Below are 23,141 nucleotides of genomic sequence, written 5' to 3' on the forward strand. Positions count from 1 at the left end.
CTTAATCGAACGTAATCACGCTGCGGATGGTCTCGCCGCGCCTTTGCGCCGCAAACCCCTCGTTGATTTCCTCGAGCGCGATGCGGCGCGAGATCAGCTCGTCGAGCATCAGCGCACCGTCGAGATAAGCCCGCGCCAGCAGCGGGAAATCGCGGCGCGGGCGCGCGTTGCCATAGCTGACGCGGCGGATCCGCTTCTCCTGCATCAGCGAGCCCCAGCGAAATGAGACGTCCTTGTCGACGTCGACCTTGCCGAGCCAGATGACCTGGCCGCCGGGCCGCACCGCCTCGGTAGTGTTGCGGAACGCCACAGCACTTCCGGCGGCCTCGATCACGACGTCGACGCCACGGCCGCCGGTCGCGCGCTTGCCTAATGAGACTGCATCCTTCTTTGAGGCGTCGACACCCTGCGTGGCGCCCATCTTTGCCGCCAGCGCGAGTTTTGCCGGATCGAGATCGACCGCGATGATGGCGCCGGCGCCCGCCAGCCGCGCGCCCTGCACCGCCGCAAGCCCGACCGCGCCGCAGCCGATCACCATGACGGTGTCGCCATGCGCGATGGCACCGAGATTGAGCGCAGCACCAACGCCGGTCATGACGCCGCAGCCGATCAGGCAGGCACGGTCGAACGGAATCTCCTTCGGCACCGGGATCGCCTGCTGGTCGGAGACGACGCAATATTCGCCGAACGATCCCAGGAACATCAGTTGCTGCAGCTGCCGTCCGTCGGAAAGCGCCGCGCGGACGCCGCCGTCGAATGCGCGCGCCTTTGGGCCTTCGCCGAGATACTGCTCGCACAGGATCGGCGTGTCGCGGTCGCAATAGAAGCAATGCCCGCAATGCGGGTTCCACGACAGCACGACGTGGTCTCCGGCTTTCACGCCGCGCGCCGCAGCGCCCGTCTGTTCGACGACACCCGCGGCCTCGTGGCCGAGCACGATCGGCAGCGGATAGCGCAGCGAGCCGTCGATCACTTCAAGATCGGTGTGGCAGAGGCCCGCGGCACGAATCCGCACCAGCACGTCGGTCGGCTGCAACGCCGCGGCGGTGACCGTCTCGATCATGAGCGGCGTTTGCGCCGCATGCAGCACGGCGGCCCGGTATTGCAGGGCCATTCAGGCGACCGCCTTGCCGGGAAGCGCCGATAGCGCCAGGTCGATATCGTCGGAGGTCATTTCCCACTCGTTGCCGAAATTGGCGACCACCGCCTCCATGAAGGGCTCGACCACAGCCTTCGCGGCGTCCTTGTCGCCGAGATGGTCGACCAGCAAGGCCAGCGCGAGCTGGCGCGGCTCCGGCCCCTCGTAACTCCACTCAAAACCGTTCTTGCTGTACTCCGCCACGTTGGTGGCGGGATCGAGCGGCGCGCCGTCGACGGTCACCTTGACGCCGTCGATGGTGCGGTCTCCGACATAGTGCTTCATGCTGCTCTCCTCACGATGCAGTCTCGATCTGGCCTGCGATCACCCGCATGACGTTGCGATCCCGATGGGCCTGCGCCAGCGTACCTGAAAACATCACCTCGCCGCGCTCCAATACATAGATGCGGTCGGCATAATCAGGGATGTGGTGGACATTGGACTCCGCGATCAGCACGCCCTTGCCCATGGCGCGGATCGAAGCGACCCCCTCCGCAATCAAGGGAATGATCGCCGGCGACAATCCCTCGAACGGCTCGTCGAGCAGCAGCAGTTTTGGATCGAGCGTCAGCGCGCGGGCGATCGACACCATCTTGCGCTCGCCGCCCGACAGTTGCGCGCCGCCGCGCGCCAGATATTGCCGCAGCTTTGGAAACACCGTGTAGGCTTCTTCGATGCGCACATCGGCCGGACGGCCGGATGGCCGCGTCCAGGTCGAGAGCTCGATGTTTTCCTTGACCGTCAAATCGGCATAGACCTCCGACTCCTCCGGCGAGAACCCGATGCCGGCTTGCGCGATCTGCCAGGTCGGAAGCCGGGTCAGGTCGGCGCCGTCGAAGGTGATGCCGCCCGACAGCGCGCGGCGATAGCCCATGATGCTGCGAAACGTCGTGGTCTTGCCGGCGCCGTTTCGTCCCACCAGGCATACCAATTCGCCTGCGCCGACCGTCAGGCTGATGCCGTTGAGGATGCGGCTGCCCTCGATATCGACCTTGAGGCTCGACAGGTCCAGCATTACGGCGCCCTCTTGTGCGTTTGCGGGCGGGTTCCGACCACGGCTGCTATCACCGCCGGATCGGCAAAGAACGCATCCGGCGGCATGTCGGCCAGCATTGCGCCTGCCTGCAGCGCGACGATGCGGTGCGAGTAGCGCTCGACGAGATCCATGTCGTGCTCGACCTGCACGATGGCGCGAACCCCGGCCGCCTTGGCGGCGGTGACGAGCACTTCCATGATGGCATGCTTGTCTCCGGTCGAAACGCCGCTGGTCGGCTCATCCAGCAGAATCACGGTTGGATTGAGCGCGAAGGCGCTGGCGATGTCGAGCAGCTTCTTCTCACCTTGCGAGAGGGTCGAGGCGACAATGTCCAGCTTGCTGCGCAGGCCGAGCACCTCGGCGACGCGTTCGATATCGGCTTGCAGGATATGATCCCGCCACAGCGAACGAAACGGATTGGCGATACGGCGTAGCCGCGACGCCACCGCCACCGCCAGCGTTTCACGCACCGTCAGCGCCGGAAAGATATTGACGAGCTGAAAGGCTCGCGACATGCCGCGCCGCGCCAGCTCCACCGGACCGACGCCGGCGATGTCCTGGCCGAGAAAGCGCACCTCGCCGACACTCGGCCGCAACAGGCCGGTCACGACGTTGACCAGCGTGGTCTTGCCGGCGCCGTTCGGCCCGACGATCGAGACGAATTCGCCGTCGCCGACGGCGAACGAGACGTCGAGCAACGCGATGAAGGGACCGAAGCGCTTCGTGACGTTGACGGTCTCGAACAGGGGTTCGGCGCTGACGTCGGCGGCGCGGTCCGGCTGCATCTCATCGCCCTCCGTTGCGCTTGCTGACGAGAAGTCCGACGGCGCCGGACAGGCCCTGCGGCAGGAACACGACGAGCAGCACCAGCACGCCACCCATCACGAAGCGCCAGTATTGCGTGACCGACATCACGAAATCCTGCAGCAGCACGAACACCAGCGCGCCGATCGCGGGCCCGGCAAAGGTGCCGCTGCCGCCAAGCACCGCCATGAACACGAGATTGCCGGAATGGGTCCAGTACGCCAATTCGGGATCGGCCAGACCGGTGGTGATGGCCAGGATCGTGCCGCCGATGCCGCCATAGACCGCCGAGATCACGAAGGCGGCAAGCCGCATGCGAAAGATCTGCACCCCGACATAGGCGGCCTTGCCGGCGTTCTCGCGGATTGCCTTCAGATGCAGGCCGAACGGCGATTGCGTGATGCGCCACATCGCAAGGCCGAGCAGCGCGAACAGCACGAGCGCGTAGTAGTAGAACGGCCCGGTCAGGAACGCGGTCTTGCCGCCGCCCCACTCCATGCCGAGCAGCAGCGGGCGCAGCACGCGCATGCCCTGATCGCCGCCGGTAACGGCGTAGAACTTGAACAGGAAGGAATGAAACAGCATGCCGAACGCCAGCGTCAACATGCCGAAGAAGATTCTGGTGTACCGGACGCAGAGCATGCCGATGACCAGCGAGATCAGGCCGGAACACAAGGCGGCGGCCAACAGCAGGATTTCAAAGCTCTTCACGCCGAATTTCGACGTCAGCGCCGCTGCCGTATAGGCACCTACGCCGAGAAACAGCGCATGTCCGAATGACAGCAGCCCGGTGGTGCCGAACAGCAGATTGAAGCCCAGCAGCGCGATGCCGTAACCCATGAACGGCAGCATCAGCAGCAGCGCATAAGGCGAAGCAAACGCCGGCAGCACCGCCATCACGGCGAGCAAGCCGAGCAGAACCCATAACCCGCTGACGCGCGGCAACGCGCGCGACACGGCAGGCGAAGCGGTATCGACCGACGGGATGCTCACGCGGTGGCCCTTCCGAACAGGCCGGCCGGCCGGACGATGAGTACGATGACGACAACCAGATAGACCGAGAGCATCTCCAGTTCCGGCACCAGCGAAATCGACGCCGCACGCATCAGGCCGACGATCAGGGCGCCGACGATCGCGCCGCGCATGCTGCCGAGCCCGCCGATCACCACCACCGCAAAGGATTCCACGACGAGCTCGACCGCCATGTCGAGCGATGCGGCGCCTGATGGCACCACCAGCGCGCCACCGACGGTACCCAGCATGCAACCGACGGTGAAGACCAGCGCAAAGATCTTGGAGGCGTTGACGCCGAGGCCTTCGGCCATATCGCGGTTTTCTGCCGTAGCGCGCACGATGCGCCCGGTCCGGGTCCGCTCGAGAAAGAATCCGAGACCGGCGGCAATCGCGATGCTGGCGGCGATCACCAGGAGATTGTAGGTCGGCACCCGGACGCCCAATACATTCGCCGTGCCATAGACGAGATAGACGTTGTCCATGGTGCGCGGCGTTGCGCCCCAAAGATAGCGGAACACATCCTGAAACATCAGGAGGAAGCCGAAGGTGATGAGCAGTTGATAGCTCTCGTCGCGCCGGTAGATGGTGCGCAACACGCGCTCGATCGGGAGCCCGACGAGGCCGATCAAAAGTCCGGCCAGGATCAGCACCGGAAAGAACAGCGGCGGCGGCATGCCGAGCTTGATGGCAAGGCCGACCGTCGTGATGCCGAAATAGGCGCCTAACGCGTAGAACGAGCCGCAGGCGAGGTTGACCAGCTTCTGCACGCCGAACACGAGCTGCAGTCCCGCGGCGACCAGGAACAGCACCGCGGCGTGGAACGTCCCGCCGAGAACGACGTCCACCAGTTCAGTCATGCCTCAGACCGGCATTTTCGCAGTCTTGATCCACTCCCAGAAATCCGCGCCGGGCGGCTTCTGCAGCTGCGCGGCCTGGAAGGTGTCGACCGATGCCAGCGTCGGGAAATCGTACTTGTTGGTGTTGGTGGACGGCCCCTGGTAAAACACCTGCTCGGCAATCTTGTCGTTGCGGAAGCGGCCCTTGCCGCCAAGGCTTTCCACCTCGAGGCCGGGCATCGCTTCGGCCACCTGTTCCGGGGTCGGCCACTTGCCCGCCGCCTTCTGCGCGGCCTCGACGCCGGCCTTGTAGGTGGCGAGCGCAAAATAGGCGCGGTCCGCTTCCCAGTGCGGCGCCTCCTTGTAGCGCTCCATGTAGTCCTGCACGAAGGCCTTCTGCAGCGCGGAGGCCTGCGGGTGATCGAAGTACAGCGTGTTGTGTCCGAAGATGATGCCTTCCGGCATGAACTCCTTCGTGAGCTGGTTGAGTTGCCAGCCGGCCGCCGGCAACACCATCTTGACGCCGTCGAACAGGCCGGCGGCGTGTCCCTGCTTCATGAACACCGGCAAATCGGCAAACAGCATGGAGGAGAAGATCAGGTCGGGCTTCGCCGCCTTCAGCGCTACGATATGCGAGGTCAGGTCCATGGTGCCGACCTTCGGCCATTGTTCGGCGACGAACTCCGCCTCGATGCCGTAGCGCGCCAGGATCTGACGGAACGCTTCCCAGTTGTTGCGGCCGTAGGAATAGTCCGGATTGATGCCGGCGACACGCTTGAACTTGCCCTTGAAGTGCTTGACCGCCAGCAGCGATCCCATCACCGCTTCGCATTCATTGTCGGTGGAACGGAACACGTATTTCGGATTCGGCATCATCTCCTTGACGCCGTCCTGCGTCGTGCCGTCCCACATCACGAGCAGCGCCTGCTCCTCCTCGGCGATCGGCGCGGTCCCGAGGCTGACGCCGGTCGAGATCAGGCCGTGGACCGACTCGACCTTTTCCTGCAGCACTAGGCGGCGGAAGCGTTCGATCGTGTCCTTTGGGTTGGTTTCTTCCTCGAGCACCAGCTCGATCTTGCGGCCGGCGATGCCGCCGTCCTTGTTCATCCGTTCCGCCGCCCACTGCACGGCGCGGATGCCGCACTCGCCGGCGGTGCCGGCAACGCCCGATCGCGGCGCGATGATGCCGATCCGGAGCGGCTTGTTCTGCGCCAGTGCCGGCGCAAGCAGCCGGGGCGCGGCGGCGGCCAAAATGCCCGTTGCTGCGAGTTTGGAAAAATCGCGGCGCGTCAGCTTCATGGAAATCCCTCCCCTGGCTCGGGCGCGTCTACCGCGCGCCCGTTGCCATACCGTAAATATATCAGCGGCATTGCATCAAGCGATTTTTCGAGGAAATCGGCCAAAACAGTCCGTTGCCCATCTAATAGATTGGTGATATATCAGCCGCCGGAGCCCCGCAGATTCAAGAGACGGCGACGGAGACCAGCGATGGAACTAGCATCAAGCCCGATGACGGAGCGGCAGCGCAATTACCGGGCAAACTACCGTTATCGCATCGCCGGCTGGTATAATGGCTGGGTGCACGTCTTCGTCATCTATGTGATCGGATTCACTGCGCTGTCGCTATATTTCGCCAACATCAGCAACCTGCGCTGGTGGGAACTCTTGATCGTGCCGGTGACATTCCTGTTCGCCAATTTCTTCGAGTGGTGGATTCACCGCTTCGTCATGCACCGGCCGTCGCAGGGTAAAAGCCTTCCGGGCCATCTACAACCGGCACACGTTGATGCATCACCAGTTCTTCACCGACCAGGAAATGCGCTTCGCCGGCCACAACGACTGGCGCGTGACGTTCTTTCCGCCCTACGCGCTGGTGACATTCACGATGATGTCGATCCCGCCGGCGCTGGTGGTCGGCTGGGTGATTTCACCCAATGTCGGCTGGCTGCTGATCTCGACGACGACGTCGATGTACCTGATCTACGAATTCATGCATTTCTGCTGCCATGTCGACGAGAACTGGTTCGTCCGCAACGTCCCCTTCGTCAACACCATCCGGCGCCACCACGCCGCCCATCACAACCAGTCGATCATGATGGAGCGCAACATGAACCTGACATTCCCCGTCATGGACTGGCTGTTTGGCACCTCCGATCTCAACCGCGGGCTGCTGGGCCATCTGTTCAACGGCTACGATACCCGCTTCGTGAAGACCGACATGCGCAAGACCTCCCGCACGCCGAAGCCGAACATGGCGGAGCCGTCGGGTGGATACGCCACGCCGGCCGAATAGGTTCTCAGAGCAAGGCCATGGATGCCATCGAACCGCACTGGGTTGCATCGCTGTATTTCGCGGCGTTCGCGACCGGTTGTGCGCTCGCCTTCCTGATCCTTGCCGGCATGTTTCCGCTGCGCGCGCGCCCCGATGCGGCGAGATCGACGCTCGCCGCGCTGCTCGTGGCCGGCAATGCCGCGCTCTTGATCCTGCTGCTGACGGCTACCTGTTTCTACGGCTATAGCGAACTGAGATGGAGCACGCTGATCGTCGTCGCCGGCCTCGTGGCGCTGTTCGCGCCCGGCCTGTTCGAAGCATTACCTGCGCCGCTGCGCGATGGTCGCGCCGGGCTGATCGTTTTGGCTGGCGCGCAGTCGCTCGCCCTTGCCGTGCTGGCGAAGGTCGGCGGGTATGCGTGGGCCAACATGTCATAAGCCTTTCGGAGATTGAGCCATGCCTGTGAAGATCAAGCTCGCGCTGTCGCTGCTCGTGGCCCTGGTGACGGCGATCGCCGTCCATTATCAGCACGCGCTCGGCCACGACCGCATCCAGTATGTGGTCGCGCTTCTTGGCGCCTTCATGATCTTCGCGATGTGGCTATTCCCCGAAGTCAAGCGCGAGGAATCGGCCGGCGGTGTTCGCCGCAACAATACGGCGCAATAGATGTTGAGCCACGACCGACTGCGGCTCCAAAGACCTTCGCCGCGCTCGCTGTTCGCTATTACGGCTCGCCGCAATATCGGTCCTTGTCCGCTTGCAGTCGCACCAACTATCGACGGATGATCGACGGTTTTCTCGAACAACACGGTCATCGACGTGTCGATCAAATGACACGTGAGCACGTTGATATCGTCATCGGCAAGATGGCCAACAAGCCCGGAGCATGCTTCATCTTGCGATCCGGGAGGCAGGTCTGCCCGAACGCCGCAAGGCGCACGGTCTTCGAAAGGCAGCCGCACGGCGTCTCGCCGAAGCCGGTTGTTCGGCAAGCGAGATCGCCGCGATCACGGGGCACAAGACGTTGGCGGAAGTGGAGCGCTATACGCGCGCGGCAGATCAGGAACGTCTGACGCGACAAGCGATCCAGCGACAATCTACGAATCAAAGTGGCAAACCGCTTGCCGATGAAGTGGCAAACACCACCGACGAGGCCTTAAAAATCAATAGCTTGATTGCGAAGCTGGCGCTCACTAGGGATGGGGCATAAGTGAGTGATTCCAATGGATTAAAGAAAAGTTTGGGCAACAAATGCCTTATTGCTTTCCAAAGCGTTTCAAAACGGCTGCCCAAACCTGCCCTAAAGGCGACGAAAGCCGAGCCTCGCCGCCAATACTGCAAACTCACCGGCGTCGGCAGTTGAGCATCCTCACCGCGCCTCTCATGACGTCCAAGCGCGGTCGCTACGACTGCAAATCACTTCAAGCGCAAAACTTCACTCCTCCAATTTCTTGCTCAGTTCAGGATTGAGCTTGTTCCGATCGACAGACTGATAGAACGTGATGGGTCTGCATTTTCCCTCGAAGTCCGCGAGGACAATGGCCGTCCACGGACTCGTGTTCTCGCCCGAACCGTCGCGGAGGTCCGGCATGACCTTGCGAGCAGCGATCACATACCAAGCGCGACCAGCCGCTGCCGCCTTCGCAGCCGCAGCGAACTCATCCAATATTCCGCGCAGATTTTTGCGCATTTCTTCTTCAGTGTCCCCGCGGAGGTATTTTCGAGACGACTTTCCCGCCTCTCCGTACTCATGATGAATGTTCAGCTGCAGTCGGGCATCGTCCACTTCGATCTTGGTGACCCGTATCGCGGCTCCGCCTTCGCGAAGATAGTCTCGCACCCGGACGTCGCAGGCCAAAAATCTGTCCGTGGGCGGCTGAGCGACGCTAGCTGCAGGGGAGACCGCGGCAAGGGCCCGGGTCTTTTTTCGAGGAGCAGCATCCGCAGGCATCGCGGCGATGGCGGCGCTGAGGAACGCCGCGGCAAGTACGACTGCAAGAGGGGCACTCATGACTGCACTGCCAATGTGGTATTTCTAAAACGCAGCGGCCGCAGCGTTGGTTCCGGGCCTGGGGAACTTTAATACAGCCTTGTTTATTGTTCTACCAAAACGGGATTGTACGGAGGCGGCTTTTCGACCGTCGGCGGGTCATGGACTCGATTCTCATCAAGATCTTCGCCACGGCGCTTGCCTTCAGCCAGGTCGCTACCCGGCCGGATGAGGTCAAGACGGAGTTCGATGCGGTGGGCGACCGCTTCGAGGTGGCGCAGCTCTTGAGTGACGGCTGCGCCCATATGCGCAGGGCTTTCGACATCGAGGACATCAACCTGGACGATCTGATTGCCACTGCCATGGACGACAAGGACGCGTTGAGCAGCGAAATCAAGGCGCTCAAAGGACTGAATCCGGCCGACCTACACGTGGCCTACAGGCAGTTCTGCAAGGTCGAAAAAGTGGAAGGATCTCCGGTCGATCTTGGTCAGGTCATCGCTTTCTACAACAGCGCGGTCAAGGATCTGCCCGACGCCGTGCAGCTTAAGCACCTCAGGCTTCCTGGCATGAGCGTAGTCCTCGACAACAAGAGCGAGCGCCTTGCCGAGATTTACGCGCCGAACAATCGCCGCGTCTGGGTCAAACTTGCGGATATCCCGGAAGCGGTGCGCAACGCATTCATCGCCGCCGAGGACAAGCGTTTCTTCCAACACGCCGGCATTGACGAGCGCGGACTGGTCCGCGCCTTCATCGGCAACTTCACGCAACCGAGCCGGCCGCAGGGCGGCTCGACCATTACGCAGCAGGTCGCCAAGAACCTGCTGGTGGGCAACGACATCACTTACGAAAGAAAACTGCGCGAAATGATCGTTGCCTCGCGGATGGAGCGCGCCCTGACCAAGTCGGAAATCCTCGAGCTCTATCTCAACTCGATTTATCTCGGTCGCGGAGCCTGGGGCATCGAGATGGCGGCGCGCAGCTATTTCGGCAAACCAGCCAAGGCGCTCTCCGCAGTCGAGGGCGCGCTGCTCGCCGGGCTCGCCAAGGGACCTAACTACTTCAATCCCGACCACCACCCTGAGCGCGCGCGCGAGCGCCTTGCCTACGTGCTGGGCCGCCTGCAGGACGACGCCATGAGCGACGCCGCCGCGGCGCAAGCAGTATTGCCGCAGCTCGTCGAGTACCGGCCGATGCGACGGGACTTCGGCTTTCACTTCGTCGATCACATCGCCCGCGAGGCAAAGGTGGTCGCGGGCCTCGATACTCTCACCAATTCCTCCTACACGGTGCACTCGACCGTCAATTCGGCCTTGCAGCGCGTAGTCGAAGCGACATTGCAGGAAGGCCTCGCGCGGTACGAGCTGAACACCAATCGTTACAAATTTGAGGGACCCGAGGCGAACATTTCCGATGCTGTCCGTCTCAGAGCGGCTGATCTGAGGGCCACGGAGCCGGCTTGGCTCGTGGCGTTGAAGACGACGCGGCTACCTCTCTATGACGTTCACTGGGAATCGGCCGTCGTCCTGGAGAATACGCGTGGCAAGCGCGGCCATGCGATCAACGTCGGTCTGGCCGACGGAAGCATCCTGCCGCTGAACACCTGGAGCGCCGCGATCCGGCACGGTCTCAAGCCGTACGACGTGGTCTACGTGCAGGTGCGCAAAGCCAACGGTAAGCAAGCGGCGCGTGCCGATCTGCGCATTCGACCGACCGTGCAGGGAGCGGCGCTCGTACTCGAGAACGAAACCGGCCGCATTCTCGCGATGGCGGGCGGCTTTTCGTATCCGGCAAGCCAGCTCAACCGCGTGGTCCAGAGCCTGCGGCAACCCGGCTCCACCTTGAAGCCGCTGACCTACCTCGCCGCCCTTCGGAAGGGATTGCAGCCTAACACGCTGGTGATGGACGAACCTATTACGCTGGCGCCGATCGGGGCGACGGTCCACGCGCGCCAGCGCGGTTTCTGGTCGCCGAAGAACTACGAGGGCGGCGCTTTGGGCGCCATTACGCTGCGGCGTGCGCTGGAAAACTCCCGGAATCTCGCCACCGCGCAACTGCTCGCGACCGGCCTCGACGACAGCGCCGAGCGAGGCCTCGACCGGGTCTGCGAGATCGCGATGGAAGCGCAGCTCTACAAGGAATGCATGCGCTATTACCCGTTCGTGCTCGGTGCCCAAGCTGTGCGGCTCATCGACCTTGCGGCGTTCTATGCAGCGATCGCCAACGAAGGCGCACGACCCCAGCCTCATGCGATCGAAACGATCGAACAGGACGGCCGCCCAATCTACCGGCACGATCCGCATGCGGTGTCCTGGATCGGCTTCGCCGACCGCGCATCGTTTTACCAGTTGAAATCAATGCTGCAGGGCGTGCTCGCGCGCGGAACCGCGCGCGTGGTGAAGCATCTTTCGCCCTATGTCGGCGGCAAGACCGGTACCACTGATAATTCGGCCGATGCCTGGTTCGTCGGTTTCACAAATGACGTCACCATCGCCATCTGGGTCGGCTACGACAACAACGATGGCACGCGCCGTACCCTTGGGCCCGGCCAGACCGGAGGGAAAGTGGCGCTGCCGATGTTCGAGCCGATCGTGCAGGCAGCCTGGGAGCTGCACGCTCCCAGGACGGCGTTGAACGGCCCTTCGCGCGAAGCCATGCGTCAGCTCGTTGCTCTGTCGATCGATCCCCATACCGGCGATCCTGCACCGGCCGGCTCCGGGCGCGCTTTCACCGAGTACCTCAAGAGGGATCCGGCGGGCAGAATCAACGATACGCAATTTCGGATCGTCTCGCGTGCAGAAAGCTACGCCCATCGTGGCGGTTATGACGAAGGCGACGGGCCATTCCAGCAGTGGTCCTACGACAACCGCCGTTACGGCGATAACCGGCCGCCCTTTCCATTCCCAACCTGGCGTCTTGGTCCGCGCGAATATCCCTCCTGGCGCGAATATCCCGATGACGAGGACCGCCTCCCGCGACCGCCGCTTCGAGTCGATCCCGATTATTTCTGGCGGCGGCTGAATTGAGTATTGACGCCATGAGAGTCCACCGTGCCGCTGTCCTCATCGCCGCCTGCGTGGCCACTTGCACGGGCGCGGCCGCGGAGGAATTCCAGCTGGAGGACGTGCCCGCAGCCGCCAGCGTTCCGATCGCACAGATCAAACCGCGCACGATCATCTTCGCCGACCAACGCAACGACAAGCTCGCCGATTCCTCGACCGGGCTCATTCCTTTCGACGATTGGGCCCGCTCACGTCCGGTTCAGCGGCGCTTCCTCTCGCTCTTCCCGAGCTTCGTTGAGCCCACGCTCAACCAACAAACGAAGCTGAAGCTCTCGGTCTACCAGGCAGAGGCGCGGTTTCGACTTCCAAGACCGGCAGCGGCATTGGATCTGTCGCGGTATGCGAATGTCGCGTTCCTCGAGCAGATCGATCCGGCGGTCAAGCACCGGCCGATTACGGCGGGCGATGCTGTTCCCAACAACGACGCGGGCGCCGCGCACAACCGTCAGCCGAATCGCCGCTGGTGCGAGGACGCGACGGCGATCTGCGTGCAGTCCCGCTACATGTTTGAAGGGAAAATTCCGGCGGGCATTCAGCTTGCCAACAAGCTGCGCGAGGAAAGCAAAAAGCCCATTCCGGATTTCATCGAGTTCCAGAGTGAGATCATGTTGGTCACGCAGCCGCACCTTGCCGAGCTGCCGAGCCTGACAGGGCTCGACTCCACAGTCACCGGCGGGCTCAAGCAGAACATCTTTTGGGTCAACCAGGTCATCCAGTTCGGCAAGCTGCTTGCGGTTCTGCAACAGCATCCGACCGAACGGGAAGCCGCCATCGCGACGGTCTATATCCTGATTGCGGTCAGGAACGACGTGCTGAACAAGCAAAGGGAACACAGCAAAACACCCATTCTGCGAAACCTCGTGCCCGCGCAGCTGCTCATGGGCAACAGCTCCTTCAACAGCGGCGATTCGCTGAGCGCCGGCCTGCCGAAATACGCCAGAAGCCGCATCAAGGCGATCGCCGACATGATGGAGCGGGAATGAGCAGAGCGTGTGCGGCAACGAATGGCGCCTCGACACACGCGCTTCCAAAATATCGAAAACAACCCCATGCAAAGTAGCAGGCCGCCGCCGGCATTCGAAGAGGCAGCTTGACACGTCGGGCAAATCAGCGGCATTCCTTCATCATCCCGCAATCTTGTAAACGCCCATCGCCCCGCAATAGCGGGCGCGTCGGTACGATTGCGGCTCAAATCCTCACCCACAATTGAAATTGCAGGGATCACCGCGGCGAACGATCGCGTGCGCGTGGCCGAACCGCGCGCTTGCCGCGCGCGTGGCCTAAGGAATCCCGACATGAACACCGCTCCAGACCTCACTGTGCCAACGGCGATCGCTGCAACTGACCAGACCAAAGCTGCCGCGGCCCCTCGAATAAAGCTTCTGTCGCACGGCTTCTCCATCGACCATCCAGACCCTGAAATCGGCGAACAGCTCATGGCTGATACATTGGGGGTCGCCGATCGCGAAGCGATGCATGGCATTATCAGGCAATTGGTAAAGGCCAGCGTGAGCGGCGAGAGCCCTGACGAGGTCAACCTCTCCTTCATGATTTCGATGGTGAAGAGCATCAAGCCGCGGGATTCCGTCGAGGCCATGCTGGTGGCGCAGATGGTTTCCGTTCATGTGATGGCGATGCGGTGCGCCCATCACCTTGCGAATGCCGACGATCTCGCTCAGCACGACAGTGCCGCGCGCGCATTGGGCAGGCTCGCCCGCACGTTTCCCGCCCAGATCGAGGCGCTCAACCGCTACCGCAGCCAAGGCGAGCCGGCCATCACCGTGCAGAACGTGTCCATGGGCGATGGCGGCAAGGCCATTGTCGGCAATGTCACACAGCATGCGCGCGTGATCGTTTCCGACAAGAACCCGACCTGCGCGGCGCGGAATGCGCCGAAGGGCTCGGGCTCCAGACGAAGGCGCGATTCCGCTGATGCCAAGCCGGAAGCAGAGGCATGAGCGAAGCGCGGAAGCTGCTGGAGGAGATGAAGTGATGACGGCTCGTTGAAGGCTCTCGCTTCCGAAGCGAAGGCACTGCCTACCTTGAGGTATCTCCGCTCAAAATGACGCGAACGATTTCGGCTGACAGCTCTTCCGAGCTAGTACCCGACACCTCAAGGCACATTTCATGCAGTCTTCATTCCTGTTGACGAGACTTGTTGAACAGTCGCCGACGAAGGCAAAGGCCGGGCCTTTGTGAGCTGTGTCACAGTCGGTAGCGCAGCTCCCTGTAGGGAATCCAGCGTTTCATGGGCTTAACTCTGGAGGGAAAAGATGCGCATCTACATTCTCCTTGCCGTCGTCGTTGTACTGACCGGCGTATCTGCCGAAAGCTTTGCCGGCACCGACGCGCCACAGCGACAGGTCGCCAAGCGGTCCGACAATCAATCCGCCACAGCCAACGCTGTCCGGCCGCAGGTCAGAAAACTTCTTACCAACTCACCCGCGTATCGCCCGCTCTGACTCGCGCGCGGCCCCAACGCAAACACGCCCGCGTGATTAAAACCCCGAGGGCGTTCCAGGAGCTCCTCGACGACGCCCTTCACGAACTTGATGTTTTCGTAGGCCTTCTCTTTGGCGATCTGCAGCTTGCGCCGGTAGTCGGCCTGTTCGAGTACCCAGATGCATTGGATGATGGCGATGCGGGAGAAGATGACGAAGGCGTCGGCGATCGCCAGCCGCAGCCGGTCCGGCAGGTCGAAGGACCGCGTCATGTCAGGGGTCGCCATGGGCGACACCGGCCTCGGCTTCCGAGGAGTTGTCTTCGGGCCCTTTTTCTTCTTCGCCATATTCCCCAGCCGGATCAACGCCGTGCGCGGACTGCCGCGGAGGCCCCAAGCGCCACCGCCCGTGCACAACAAATGATGGCGAAACGATAGGATTTAAGCTACTTCTACGGGTGACCGGAAGTAACGCCCCGGAGCCGCGACCAGGACAAAAGTCGTGCTCGTTGCTGACAACGCCTCGTTCAGAACTACAAGCTGCATCGGCCGATGCTCAAACCGCAACCGACTTGCAAGTCCTCCAACAGAAAGGAGATCACTTGAAGTTCGAGTTACAAATCGATCCGCAGGTCATCATCGTCCTCGCGTATCTAGCTTCAACCGCCCTCTAGTAGGGGAAAGCCGCAACACCGATGGGTGGGGCGGCTTTCTGCTTTCGGGCGACCTTAATCCGGATCGATCAGACCGTAAAGTAGATCGCCGGCCTCGCGATACATGTGCTCCGCCGCCGACGACTGCTGCGATCCGAGATACGCAGTCGGCGGCATGGAGAACGTCGTCGGCGTGAGATCGGGCTTCAGACCGTTCGAGTGAAGCTGGAACAGCGACATGTAGAGCGAGTGCAGGAAGCCGAGCATCTCCTTCACCTCGTCGATGTTCGTCTTGGCCATCAGGGCGTCGGCGCCGGCGCTGCTGACGCCCTTGTGCGCGAAGATTTTGTGCCGGATGTCGCGGTAGGTCGCCTCATATACCTTGCGCCACTTCGCGACCTCCTTCCGCATCGCGCGCACGTCGTTGGTCGTGAGATCGTACTTCGTCGAAGCGTAGGCGGCGGCATCGGCCGGCGTCATGCCCTGCACGACGCGGCGCTGCAGCAGGCCCGCGCGGCTGAGGGCTCCGATGTTGGCAGACACCACCGCCAGCAGCTTGTCGAGGTTGTGCAGCGATTTGGAATCCTGATCGAAGATGCGTCCGAGCACGACAAACGCCGACATCAGCAGGGCGTACCGCGTAGTCCGCCAGAACATCGGCGTCTCGCGCATCTTCTCGAGAACCTCGGAGTTCTTGAACGGCACAAGCTGCGTCGCCAAGTAGCCGTAGAAGTATTGCTGCGCGGATTCCTCCTCGCCGCGGAACATCTCCAGTTCCTGCTCGAGCGAAGGCGGTCGCGGAGCCGTCGGTGTCGTCACCGTTTGGGACATGGCCACGCCTTCGTCAGCGCCTTCGGAAACATAATCGCCTGCAAGCCGTCGCGCTCGGACGGATGGTCCTTGAGATAGGCACAGAACACATCAGTCACCTGTTCGAGGGTGACGCGCTCGGGCTTGCAGTAGCCGACCACCCGGTCGAGCGCGAAGTCGATCTCGATGTCGTTGTTCGGCATGTCCTTGCCGAAGTGCCGTCCAGAATCGATCACGGCCGCCGCGTGGGCTGCGGAGTCGTACAGGCCCGCGACGTAGCTGAAGGCGGCGCGCCGATCGTTTCGGCACCAGTCGTAGACGCCGTTGCCGGAGTAGAACGCCGTCGGCGGCGGCGTGCGCCGGCGACGCTAGGCAGACCGCGAACAGCGCTGCGGCCGCGGCCCTCATTTCTTGGCCTTCTTCTTCGCCTTCGGTGGCGTCGGGTCGAAGTCGCCGACGTTGAGCCAGTCCCAACCGTCGGTCGCGAGATCGCACTTGAGCATCTCCAAGCGGCCTACAAGATCGTTGCGGCTGCCGGGCGAGCCGTTGAAGCGCAGCATGTGCCGCCCGCCGATGTCGGAGAAGCGCTTCACGCTGCCGATCTCGATCAGCACCGTCTTCTCCTGATGGCGGCCCATGGCCAGGCCGGCCTCGAACAGGACGTTGGGGCGCGCCTGTCCCTGCTGCTTGCCCTCGGAATTACGCTCGTGGGCGTCGACGAACTGGTCCTTCAACTGCACGACGTCGTCGGGCGAGAACATGACCAGCACCGCTTGGGCCTGATCCATGACCTCGTCGATCACGTCGCCAACGAACGGGTTGGCACCGCGGCGGGCCCGGCGGATCGCCTGGTCCCACTCGAGCGGCTCGAGGCCGATCGCGCGCAGGAACGCGAACATGGATTCCCGCAGCTTGTTGTCGCGCCCGTGCACGACGAAGACGGTCTTGCCCTTGGTGCGCCGCTTGGCCTTCTTCGCCGGCTTACGCGCCGGCGCGGCCGCTGCCGGTCGGGGCTCGTCGTCCGGATCCCGGCGCCGGTGACCGCCGCCACCACCGAGGAAACCGCTGACGGCGGCGCGCTCCTCGGGCTCGGAGAAGCGGTTGACGTTCAAGTTGTTTCGCATCGCCAGCAGCAGCGCCGCGAGGTGGCGTTCCAAGCCAGTCGCGTTCACCACCTTCTGGATGTGCGGGTAGACCGCCTTCTCGGAGATCCCGAGCTTGCCTGCGATGCGGCCGATCAGTTGCTGATTGATGCGAGCCACTAGCGCTTCTTGCCCGTCCGGAAGCGGGCCACGCGAGTGAAGTTCTCGTTGACGTCGAGGAGCGCGGCGATCTCACGGCCGGAGAAGCCGATCGCGTCGAGCTTCAGCGCCGCCGTCTCCTTGGTCGCGATCAGCGCCAACAGCCCGGCGATCTTGTCCACCGCCGACGCGCCGTTCTCGGCGGGCTCAGCGGCGGCCGCTGCGCGCTTTGCTCTTTTTGCCGGCTTTCTTGCCATTGCCCTTGTTCCTGCGAAGGCGCTTGAGTTCGGCCACCGATGCCGCCGTCGACCCGGCCGCCTCGGCCGCGTCCTTGGCCGGAAGCCCGAGCGCTTCCAGGAAGTCGACGCGGGCCAACACGTCCTTGAATTTCTCGCGGTCGCTCTCCGTCGCCTTCGACAAGGACAGGCGCGCAAGGGCCCGGCCGATCACGGGAAGCCATGTCGCGAATTCCGGGACGTCGGCGGCCATAGGGGTACCTGCGGTTGAGCGAATCGTAGGTCGAATGGTGACGATCGCGGTTCCGGGAGTCCAGAGTTCCCGGTTTGGAAAACCGGACTATCCAGCGAAAGATGACTCGGCGTCCGAAATCGACGGTTCAGGAAACGCCCAATTCTATTTGGTGTTTTCGCGTTCGCCTTATTGATGGCGGAGAGGGATGGACTCTCACCCCTGTTAGCGTTCGACCTCGCGCGTTTACTGAAGCCGTTATCCTAGTGGCGATGTTGAACGACCGCCCGCTACAATCCTTATCGCCCGCCCTCCCCGCTTAATAATCCGACAGGCTTTGCCGGGCGCGTGCGCTTTGAATACGAAAATGCGATTTTAGACGAGACACTAACTGGACATCCAGTTTTTCCGTCCACTAACTATTTGAATTTATGGCGCTCCCTAGGGGAATCGAACCCCTGTTTCAGCCTTGAGAGGGCCGCGTCCTAACCGCTAGACGAAGGGAGCGTTGGCCTCAGGGAATAGCCGCGAAATGTGCGGCGGGCAAGGCAAGTCTGACGGCTCTCACACGGTTGGGTAAACCTGTCGCCTGGCGTCCTCGGGGCGGCGCGGGGCATTTTTGGGCCGATCGCGCAGGCCTCAGGGCTCATTGACGAATTTGAGCTTTCCCGCGGGTTTCAACGTCTTGGCATCAAAAGTGCGGATTTCGGTCACCCCGCCTATGTCCAGCGTCAGCACCAGCCGTTCGCCGGCCACCGCCGTCGAGACGATGCGGGCGCCCTTGGGCAAGGTTGCGATAATGTCCGTCGTGGCGGCCGCGGGGCTTCCCTCGCCCCGGTAAAGACGGTACCCGACGGCGATCAGAACCACGGCCACCGCCAGCGCCGAGGTCAGGCCCGCGATCAGCATCATCCGCCGCACCCGCGCCATCAGCGCGGCCTGCTCGGGGGTCGGTTCGGGCGCAACGGTATCGGTCATGCAAGGCTCTTAACAAGGCTCATCATTGGAACAAGTCTCTTCTTCAAACAGCGGCCAAAGGCTGGAGGTCACCGTCGGCGGCGACGAGGGATCGCCGCGCCTCGACCGCGTGCTCGCGGTGCTTCGCCCGGAACTGTCGCGCTCGCGGCTGAAAGCGCTGATTCTGGCCGGTTCCGTTACCGCGAAAGGCGCCCCCATCCGCGACCCCGCTTATCATGTCGCGCGAGGCGATACGATCACAATCGACGTGCCTGAAGCGGTGGCGCCGGAGCCTGTGGGCGAAGATATCGCGCTCGACATTATCTATGAGGACGACGACATCATCGTCATCGACAAGCCGAAGGGGCTGGTCGTGCATCCGGCCGCCGGCCATGAGAGCGGCACGCTGGTGAATGCGCTGATCGCCCACTGCGGCGAAAGCCTCTCCGGCATCGGCGGCGTTCGCCGGCCCGGCATCGTGCACCGGCTCGACAAGGACACGACAGGCCTGATGGTGGTCGCCAAGAACGACCAGGCGCATCAATCGCTCACCGCGCAATTCGCCGATCACGGCCGCACCGGTCCGATGCAACGGGGCTACATGGCCTTCATCTGGGGCGTGCCCAACCGCCGGCGCGGCACGGTCGACGCGCCGATCGACCGGCATCCTTTTGCCCGCGAAAAGATGGCGGTGCGCCAAAGCGGCCGCGAGGCCATCACCCATTGGGAATTGCAGGCGGCGTATCAGGGGCGCGACGGCAAGCCGGTCGCCTCGCTTTTGGCCTGCCAACTCGAGACCGGGCGAACCCATCAGATCCGGGTGCACCTCGCCCATATCGGCCACCCCCTGATCGGCGATGCCGTCTATGGCCCGCACTTCAAAACCAAGGCCGGGCAGCTCGGTACCCAAGGTAAGGATGCACTCACCGCGCTCGGCCGGCAGGCCCTGCACGCCTATCTGCTCGCGCTGGAACACCCCCGAACCGGGGAACTTTTGCACTGGGAGACGGGTATGCCGGAGGATCTGCTCCTCCTGCAACGCGCGCTGGAAGCGGCCCTATGACGCAGCCCCTTCAGAAAAGATAAGCTATGCCAACAGGTTATATCTGTCACACGGGGACGTGACGTCAGCATTCCTTCCCTATTTGTTCGTTTTCGGCTATGTTGCACCTGCGCTGAATATCCAGCGCGGAACATCGCAGCCTGGTCGGCTTTAACACAGCGATCACCTGCCGGGCCCGCCGCTATCGGGGGCCTGAACCACTGGAGGGCGCTCAATGGCCCGTACAGCTACGTTGCCGGTTCTCAATGGAGAATCCGGCCTGTCTAGATACCTCGCCGAGATCCGCAAATTCCCGATGCTGGAGCCCCAGCAGGAATACATGTTCGCCAAGCGTTGGCGCGAACATGACGATCGCGACGCGGCACATCACCTTGTCACCAGCCATCTCCGGCTCGTGGCCAAAATCGCCATGGGCTATCGCGGCTACGGCTTGCCGATTTCCGAGGTCGTCTCGGAGGGCAATGTCGGCCTGATGCAGGCGGTCAAGCGGTTCGAGCCCGAGAAGGGTTTTCGTCTCGCTACATACGCCATGTGGTGGATCAAGGCGTCGATACAAGAGTACATCCTGCGTTCCTGGTCACTCGTGAAAATGGGAACCACCGCGAACCAGAAGAAGCTGTTCTTCAACCTGCGCAAGGCGAAGAGCAAGATCTCCGCACTGGACGAGGGCGATCTGCGTCCCGACCAGGTAGCGATCATTGCCAAGCGCCTCGGCGTGACTACTCAGGACGTGGTCGACATGAACCGCCGCCTCGGCGGTGACGCGTCGCTCAACGCGCCGATCCGCGACGACGGTGAAGCCGGCGAATGGCAGGACTGGCTGGTCGATAACTCGCCCAACCAGGAAGCCGTGATGGCCGAGCACGAGGAGTTCGATCATCGCCGTCAGGCGCTGAACGGCGCCATCGGCGTGCTCAACCCGCGCGAACGCCGCATCTTCGAGGCGCGGCGCCTGGCGGAAGAGCCGATGACGCTGGAAGACCTCGCCGCCGAATTCGGCGTGTCGCGCGAACGCGTGCGGCAGATCGAGGTCCGCGCTTTCGAGAAGGTGCAGTCGGCCGTCAAGGGCACGATTGCCCGGCAGGAAGCGGAAGCGCTCGAAGCCGCGCACTGATCGCGCCATCGAGATAACAGTTGACGAAAGCCGGCGGCAACGCCGGCTTTTTGTTTTGCGGGGGCTTTTGTTTTGGAGGAAGCTGCCTCACCACCTCCGCTGTCGTCCTCCGCGAAAGCGGGGGACCCAGTACGCCGCGCCGGTCGTGAGACGGCGCGCAATCACTACGGTCTCTGGAATACTGGATCGTCCGCCTTCGCGGACGATGACGACCGTAACCGTCATTGCGAGCGAAGCGAAGCAATCCATCGTGCGGCAATGCCGCCCGCCCTACTCGCCCCACTCCCGCGCCATCTTCGCCAGCGCGCACCCTTCGCAATAGCGGGCGTCCTTGTAGTCGATCCAGTTGTGCGCATAGACGCGATCGAGCGGGATGCCGTAACGCGCGCGCAGCACCTTCACGAGAATTTTCCACGCCGCGATTTGCGCTTCGGTCGGGCCGCGCGTCACGTCGGGAAAATTGCCGGCGAATTCGACGCCGACCGAATTGTCGCCGACCACCTGGCGATAGGTCGGGCCGTTGTCGATATACTTGTTGTCGTTGCGGTTGGCGCCGTCACCATGGGTCGGAACGAGATGTTCGGCGACCGCCCAGTACACCGATCCGTCGGTTTCGACCCAGACCATGACGCCGCGCCGGGTCGGGTTCTTCGACTGCGCCTGCGCGCCGCCGCGCGCGGAGCCTGCCGGTCCTTCGGTCTGGTGCACGATGATGTTGCGCCAGGGACGGGCCTTCGCGAGGTCGCCCCATGGCGCGAGCCAGACCATCTTCAACCCGGGTATGTCGGGTGTGCCGGACATGCGCGCGATCGCGCTGAGGTCGGGCGTTTGCGCGAAGGCGGATACGGAAAATGCGAGGGCACAAACCGCCAGCGCAAGCGAATGAAGGTTCATGTCTCACGGCCCGGTGACAGGCCTTGAGTAACACGCTCACGCGCGCTTGCGCAGCCCTATATCCGATAGTCCCCGCGTTTCGGGTTCGGCTGCCAGCGGCGGCGCCGGGTCGTAGGTCGCAAAGCGGTTGCGGCCGGCCTTCTTGGCGTCGTAGAGCGCATGGTCGGCAGCCGCGATCAGGCGGTCGGGATACGCGCCCATCTCGCGGGCCCATTGCGCGACGCCGATCGAGACCGCGATCGGAATGTCGTTGCCGGCGCATTGCTCGGCGTCCGCACGGCAGACCTCCAGCACGCGCCGCGCGATCATGGCGCCTTCGCGCAGCGTCGAGGACGGCAGCACGATGCAGAACTCGTCGCCGCCGGTCCGTGCCAGCATGTCGCCGGGCCGCAGGCGAGTCTGGGCCATCAGGGTGAAATGCTGCAGGCAGGCGTCGCCGGCGGCGTGGCCATGGGTGTCGTTGATGCCCTTGAAGCCATCGAGATCGATCACCAGCAGCGCGAAGGGCTGACCTGAGCGTTCGGATCGCGCGCATTCCTCCGTGAGGCGCTGCAACAGATAGCGGCGGTTGCCGACGCCGGTGAGATCGTCGAGCAGCGCGAGATCAGCGACCTCGTTGCGCAGCCGATCCATCGCCATCAACAGGAAGCCGAAATTCAGCGACATCGACAGGAATACCAGCATCAGGATGACGACCGATTGCGCCGGGCTGAAATGCATGTAGGAGAATCCGCCGTCCGCGCTGGTCAGCGCGCCGAACAGCCGGGCTGCGAAAATACCGAGGATGACAATGGTGACAATGCCGGCCAGCCGGGCGCCCGGATTGACGCGCCCCTCGTGCCGCGACAGCAGCAGCTTCAGGCTGCGCACCATCGGCAGCGCCTGGGCGATCGTAAAGACAGTCATTCGCGCCGGCACGCTGTCATGGACGAACGTGAAGACGCACAGGCCGGCCGCGCCAAGCCCGGTGATCAGCAAGGTGTCGCGCCAGGAAACCGGCTGATTGAAAAACTTGCGGATGCCCATCGCAGCCAGGCAGATCGCCAGGATCAATGCGGTGCCGGCAAACAGCAGCGGCACCAGCGAATCCGGGAAAACCACGCGCAGCATCGCCATCGCCGCGCCGGCCGCCGCCACGAATGCCGAACCGGTCCAGAACCGCGCGGCTTCGAACGACGGATAGCTGCGCATGACGTAGGCCCAGATCAGGCCCAGCGCGAGAAAATTGATAACGAACACCGTCCAAAGCGTCGGAACGCTCAGCATCGCGAACCCGGGACGCGCACGTCCCGTCTCCCCTGTTGTCTAACGACCGCTCAAGACTCCAGCCTTGGGCCTTCTCCCACGAC

Annotated in this window: 23 protein-coding genes, 1 tRNA gene and 3 pseudogenes; 9 read left to right on the plus strand and 18 right to left on the minus strand. The window is 63.0% G+C overall.

Annotated features, from left to right (window positions below):
- Nucleotide 1: 1 nt before the first annotated feature.
- The 7 genes from V1293_RS17540 to V1293_RS17570 form a co-directional block, all read right to left on the minus strand.
- Nucleotides 2–1,114 carry a Zn-dependent alcohol dehydrogenase gene (locus V1293_RS17540; protein WP_334511132.1) on the minus strand — a complete coding sequence of 371 codons (1,113 nt, stop codon included), beginning with the start codon at nt 1,112–1,114 and terminating at the stop codon, nt 2–4.
- Nucleotides 1,115–1,423: a DUF6166 domain-containing protein gene (locus V1293_RS17545; protein ID WP_334511133.1), complete on the minus strand. Its 309-nt coding sequence runs from the start codon at nt 1,421–1,423 to the stop codon at nt 1,115–1,117.
- Nucleotides 1,424–1,433: 10 nt separating this feature from the next.
- The gene (locus V1293_RS17550) at nt 1,434–2,153 is read right to left on the minus strand and encodes an ABC transporter ATP-binding protein (RefSeq protein WP_334511134.1); all 720 of its coding nucleotides are present in this window, start codon (nt 2,151–2,153) and stop codon (nt 1,434–1,436) included.
- Nucleotides 2,153–2,959 (minus strand): ABC transporter ATP-binding protein, encoded by an 807-nt coding sequence (locus V1293_RS17555; RefSeq protein ID WP_334511135.1) that lies wholly within the window; start codon nt 2,957–2,959, stop codon nt 2,153–2,155. The genes V1293_RS17550 and V1293_RS17555 overlap by 1 nt, the downstream gene beginning before the upstream one ends.
- 1 nt (nt 2,960) lies before the next feature.
- Nucleotides 2,961–3,875, minus strand: coding sequence for a branched-chain amino acid ABC transporter permease (locus tag V1293_RS17560; RefSeq protein WP_334516772.1), 915 nt, complete (start codon nt 3,873–3,875; stop codon nt 2,961–2,963).
- Between the two features lie 92 nt (nt 3,876–3,967).
- Nucleotides 3,968–4,849 (minus strand): branched-chain amino acid ABC transporter permease, encoded by an 882-nt coding sequence (locus V1293_RS17565; protein ID WP_334511136.1) that lies wholly within the window; start codon nt 4,847–4,849, stop codon nt 3,968–3,970.
- 3 nt (nt 4,850–4,852) lie between these two features.
- Entirely contained in the window at nt 4,853–6,127 is a 1,275-nt protein-coding gene (locus V1293_RS17570; protein ID WP_334511137.1) for an ABC transporter substrate-binding protein, read from the minus strand.
- Between the two features lie 189 nt (nt 6,128–6,316).
- Between V1293_RS17570 and V1293_RS17575 the strand changes: the two are divergent.
- From V1293_RS17575 to V1293_RS17590, 4 genes and pseudogenes are all read left to right on the plus strand, one after another.
- Nucleotides 6,317–7,121 (plus strand): annotated as a pseudogene (locus tag V1293_RS17575) (sterol desaturase family protein).
- A gap of 17 nt (nt 7,122–7,138) precedes the next feature.
- Complete coding sequence (locus V1293_RS17580) at nt 7,139–7,537, plus strand: hypothetical protein (RefSeq protein ID WP_334511138.1); 399 nt, start codon at nt 7,139–7,141, stop codon at nt 7,535–7,537.
- A 19-nt stretch (nt 7,538–7,556) separates the two neighbouring features.
- Nucleotides 7,557–7,766 (plus strand): hypothetical protein, encoded by a 210-nt coding sequence (locus tag V1293_RS17585; protein WP_334511139.1) that lies wholly within the window; start codon nt 7,557–7,559, stop codon nt 7,764–7,766.
- A gap of 205 nt (nt 7,767–7,971) precedes the next feature.
- Nucleotides 7,972–8,310, plus strand: a pseudogene (locus V1293_RS17590) (tyrosine-type recombinase/integrase); the annotation flags it as partial.
- Nucleotides 8,311–8,535: 225 nt separating this feature from the next.
- Here V1293_RS17590 and V1293_RS17595 read toward each other — a convergent pair.
- A complete protein-coding gene (locus V1293_RS17595) occupies nt 8,536–9,111 on the minus strand; it encodes a hypothetical protein (protein WP_334511141.1) in 576 nt (191 codons plus the stop codon).
- Nucleotides 9,112–9,251: 140 nt separating this feature from the next.
- Here V1293_RS17595 and V1293_RS17600 point away from each other — a divergent pair, with 140 nt between their 5' ends.
- The 3 genes from V1293_RS17600 (at nt 9,252) to V1293_RS17610 (ending at nt 14,110) form a co-directional block, all read left to right on the plus strand.
- Nucleotides 9,252–12,116, plus strand: a complete 2,865-nt coding sequence (locus tag V1293_RS17600) for a penicillin-binding protein 1A (protein ID WP_334511142.1) — start codon at nt 9,252–9,254, stop codon at nt 12,114–12,116.
- Entirely contained in the window at nt 12,113–13,135 is a 1,023-nt protein-coding gene (locus tag V1293_RS17605; RefSeq protein WP_334511143.1) for a hypothetical protein, read from the plus strand. The genes V1293_RS17600 and V1293_RS17605 overlap by 4 nt, the downstream gene beginning before the upstream one ends.
- 312 nt (nt 13,136–13,447) lie before the next feature.
- Entirely contained in the window at nt 13,448–14,110 is a 663-nt protein-coding gene (locus V1293_RS17610) for a hypothetical protein (protein ID WP_334511144.1), read from the plus strand.
- A 425-nt stretch (nt 14,111–14,535) separates the two neighbouring features.
- On the opposite strand, the gene V1293_RS17615 is transcribed toward V1293_RS17610, so the two are convergent.
- From V1293_RS17615 to V1293_RS17650, 8 genes and pseudogenes are all read right to left on the minus strand, one after another.
- Nucleotides 14,536–14,880 carry a hypothetical protein gene (locus V1293_RS17615; RefSeq protein ID WP_334511145.1) on the minus strand — a complete coding sequence of 115 codons (345 nt, stop codon included), beginning with the start codon at nt 14,878–14,880 and terminating at the stop codon, nt 14,536–14,538.
- 440 nt (nt 14,881–15,320) lie between these two features.
- The gene (locus V1293_RS17620; protein ID WP_334511146.1) at nt 15,321–16,076 is read right to left on the minus strand and encodes an AbiU2 domain-containing protein; all 756 of its coding nucleotides are present in this window, start codon (nt 16,074–16,076) and stop codon (nt 15,321–15,323) included.
- Nucleotides 16,061–16,327 (minus strand): annotated as a pseudogene (locus V1293_RS17625) (Rap1a/Tai family immunity protein); the annotation flags it as partial. The pseudogene V1293_RS17625 and the gene V1293_RS17620, both read right to left, overlap by 16 nt.
- 132 nt (nt 16,328–16,459) lie before the next feature.
- Nucleotides 16,460–17,317, minus strand: coding sequence for a nucleotide-binding protein (locus tag V1293_RS17630; RefSeq protein ID WP_334511147.1), 858 nt, complete (start codon nt 17,315–17,317; stop codon nt 16,460–16,462).
- The gene (locus V1293_RS17635; protein WP_334511148.1) at nt 17,317–17,478 is read right to left on the minus strand and encodes a hypothetical protein; all 162 of its coding nucleotides are present in this window, start codon (nt 17,476–17,478) and stop codon (nt 17,317–17,319) included. The genes V1293_RS17630 and V1293_RS17635 overlap by 1 nt, the downstream gene beginning before the upstream one ends.
- A gap of 25 nt (nt 17,479–17,503) precedes the next feature.
- The gene (locus V1293_RS17640) at nt 17,504–17,785 is read right to left on the minus strand and encodes a hypothetical protein (protein ID WP_334511149.1); all 282 of its coding nucleotides are present in this window, start codon (nt 17,783–17,785) and stop codon (nt 17,504–17,506) included.
- A gap of 411 nt (nt 17,786–18,196) precedes the next feature.
- Nucleotides 18,197–18,271: transfer RNA gene (locus V1293_RS17645), tRNA-Glu, on the minus strand.
- Nucleotides 18,272–18,403: 132 nt separating this feature from the next.
- Complete coding sequence (locus V1293_RS17650) at nt 18,404–18,742, minus strand: hypothetical protein (protein WP_334511150.1); 339 nt, start codon at nt 18,740–18,742, stop codon at nt 18,404–18,406.
- A 25-nt stretch (nt 18,743–18,767) separates the two neighbouring features.
- Between V1293_RS17650 and V1293_RS17655 the strand changes: the two genes are divergently transcribed.
- Entirely contained in the window at nt 18,768–19,784 is a 1,017-nt protein-coding gene (locus V1293_RS17655) for an RluA family pseudouridine synthase (protein WP_334511151.1), read from the plus strand.
- Nucleotides 19,785–19,998: 214 nt separating this feature from the next.
- On the plus strand, nt 19,999–20,898 hold the full coding sequence (rpoH, locus tag V1293_RS17660) for an RNA polymerase sigma factor RpoH (protein WP_334511152.1): 900 nt from the start codon (nt 19,999–20,001) through the stop codon (nt 20,896–20,898).
- A 270-nt stretch (nt 20,899–21,168) separates the two neighbouring features.
- Here the strand turns inward: rpoH and V1293_RS17665 are convergent, their stop codons facing one another.
- Complete coding sequence (locus tag V1293_RS17665) at nt 21,169–21,792, minus strand: peptidoglycan recognition protein family protein (RefSeq protein ID WP_334511153.1); 624 nt, start codon at nt 21,790–21,792, stop codon at nt 21,169–21,171.
- A 36-nt stretch (nt 21,793–21,828) separates the two neighbouring features.
- The gene (locus V1293_RS17670; protein ID WP_334511154.1) at nt 21,829–23,058 is read right to left on the minus strand and encodes a GGDEF domain-containing protein; all 1,230 of its coding nucleotides are present in this window, start codon (nt 23,056–23,058) and stop codon (nt 21,829–21,831) included.
- Nucleotides 23,059–23,141 lie beyond the last annotated feature (83 nt).

It is taken from the genome of Bradyrhizobium sp. AZCC 1693, assembly GCF_036924745.1.
Taxonomy (GTDB): Bacteria; Pseudomonadota; Alphaproteobacteria; order Rhizobiales; family Xanthobacteraceae; genus Bradyrhizobium.

Bases quoted from the DNA above. Each gene is read 5' to 3' on its own strand.
- V1293_RS17540 (WP_334511132.1), bottom strand. From the start codon at position 1,114: ATGGCCCTGCAATACCGGGCCGCCGTGCTGCATGCGGCGCAAACGCCG.
- V1293_RS17545 (WP_334511133.1), bottom strand. From the start codon at position 1,423: ATGAAGCACTATGTCGGAGACCGCACCATCGACGGCGTCAAGGTGACC.
- V1293_RS17550 (WP_334511134.1), bottom strand. From the start codon at position 2,153: ATGCTGGACCTGTCGAGCCTCAAGGTCGATATCGAGGGCAGCCGCATC.
- V1293_RS17555 (WP_334511135.1), bottom strand. From the start codon at position 2,959: ATGCAGCCGGACCGCGCCGCCGACGTCAGCGCCGAACCCCTGTTCGAG.
- V1293_RS17560 (WP_334516772.1), bottom strand. From the start codon at position 3,875: ATGGCGGTGCTGCCGGCGTTTGCTTCGCCTTATGCGCTGCTGCTGATG.
- V1293_RS17565 (WP_334511136.1), bottom strand. From the start codon at position 4,849: ATGACTGAACTGGTGGACGTCGTTCTCGGCGGGACGTTCCACGCCGCG.
- V1293_RS17570 (WP_334511137.1), bottom strand. From the start codon at position 6,127: ATGAAGCTGACGCGCCGCGATTTTTCCAAACTCGCAGCAACGGGCATT.
- V1293_RS17580 (WP_334511138.1), top strand. From the start codon at position 7,139: ATGGATGCCATCGAACCGCACTGGGTTGCATCGCTGTATTTCGCGGCG.
- V1293_RS17585 (WP_334511139.1), top strand. From the start codon at position 7,557: ATGCCTGTGAAGATCAAGCTCGCGCTGTCGCTGCTCGTGGCCCTGGTG.
- V1293_RS17595 (WP_334511141.1), bottom strand. From the start codon at position 9,111: ATGAGTGCCCCTCTTGCAGTCGTACTTGCCGCGGCGTTCCTCAGCGCC.
- V1293_RS17600 (WP_334511142.1), top strand. From the start codon at position 9,252: ATGGACTCGATTCTCATCAAGATCTTCGCCACGGCGCTTGCCTTCAGC.
- V1293_RS17610 (WP_334511144.1), top strand. From the start codon at position 13,448: ATGAACACCGCTCCAGACCTCACTGTGCCAACGGCGATCGCTGCAACT.
- V1293_RS17615 (WP_334511145.1), bottom strand. From the start codon at position 14,880: ATGGCGACCCCTGACATGACGCGGTCCTTCGACCTGCCGGACCGGCTG.
- V1293_RS17620 (WP_334511146.1), bottom strand. From the start codon at position 16,076: ATGTCCCAAACGGTGACGACACCGACGGCTCCGCGACCGCCTTCGCTC.
- V1293_RS17640 (WP_334511149.1), bottom strand. From the start codon at position 17,785: ATGGCCGCCGACGTCCCGGAATTCGCGACATGGCTTCCCGTGATCGGC.
- V1293_RS17650 (WP_334511150.1), bottom strand. From the start codon at position 18,742: ATGACCGATACCGTTGCGCCCGAACCGACCCCCGAGCAGGCCGCGCTG.
- rpoH (WP_334511152.1), top strand. From the start codon at position 19,999: ATGGCCCGTACAGCTACGTTGCCGGTTCTCAATGGAGAATCCGGCCTG.
- V1293_RS17665 (WP_334511153.1), bottom strand. From the start codon at position 21,792: ATGAACCTTCATTCGCTTGCGCTGGCGGTTTGTGCCCTCGCATTTTCC.
- V1293_RS17670 (WP_334511154.1), bottom strand. From the start codon at position 23,058: ATGCTGAGCGTTCCGACGCTTTGGACGGTGTTCGTTATCAATTTTCTC.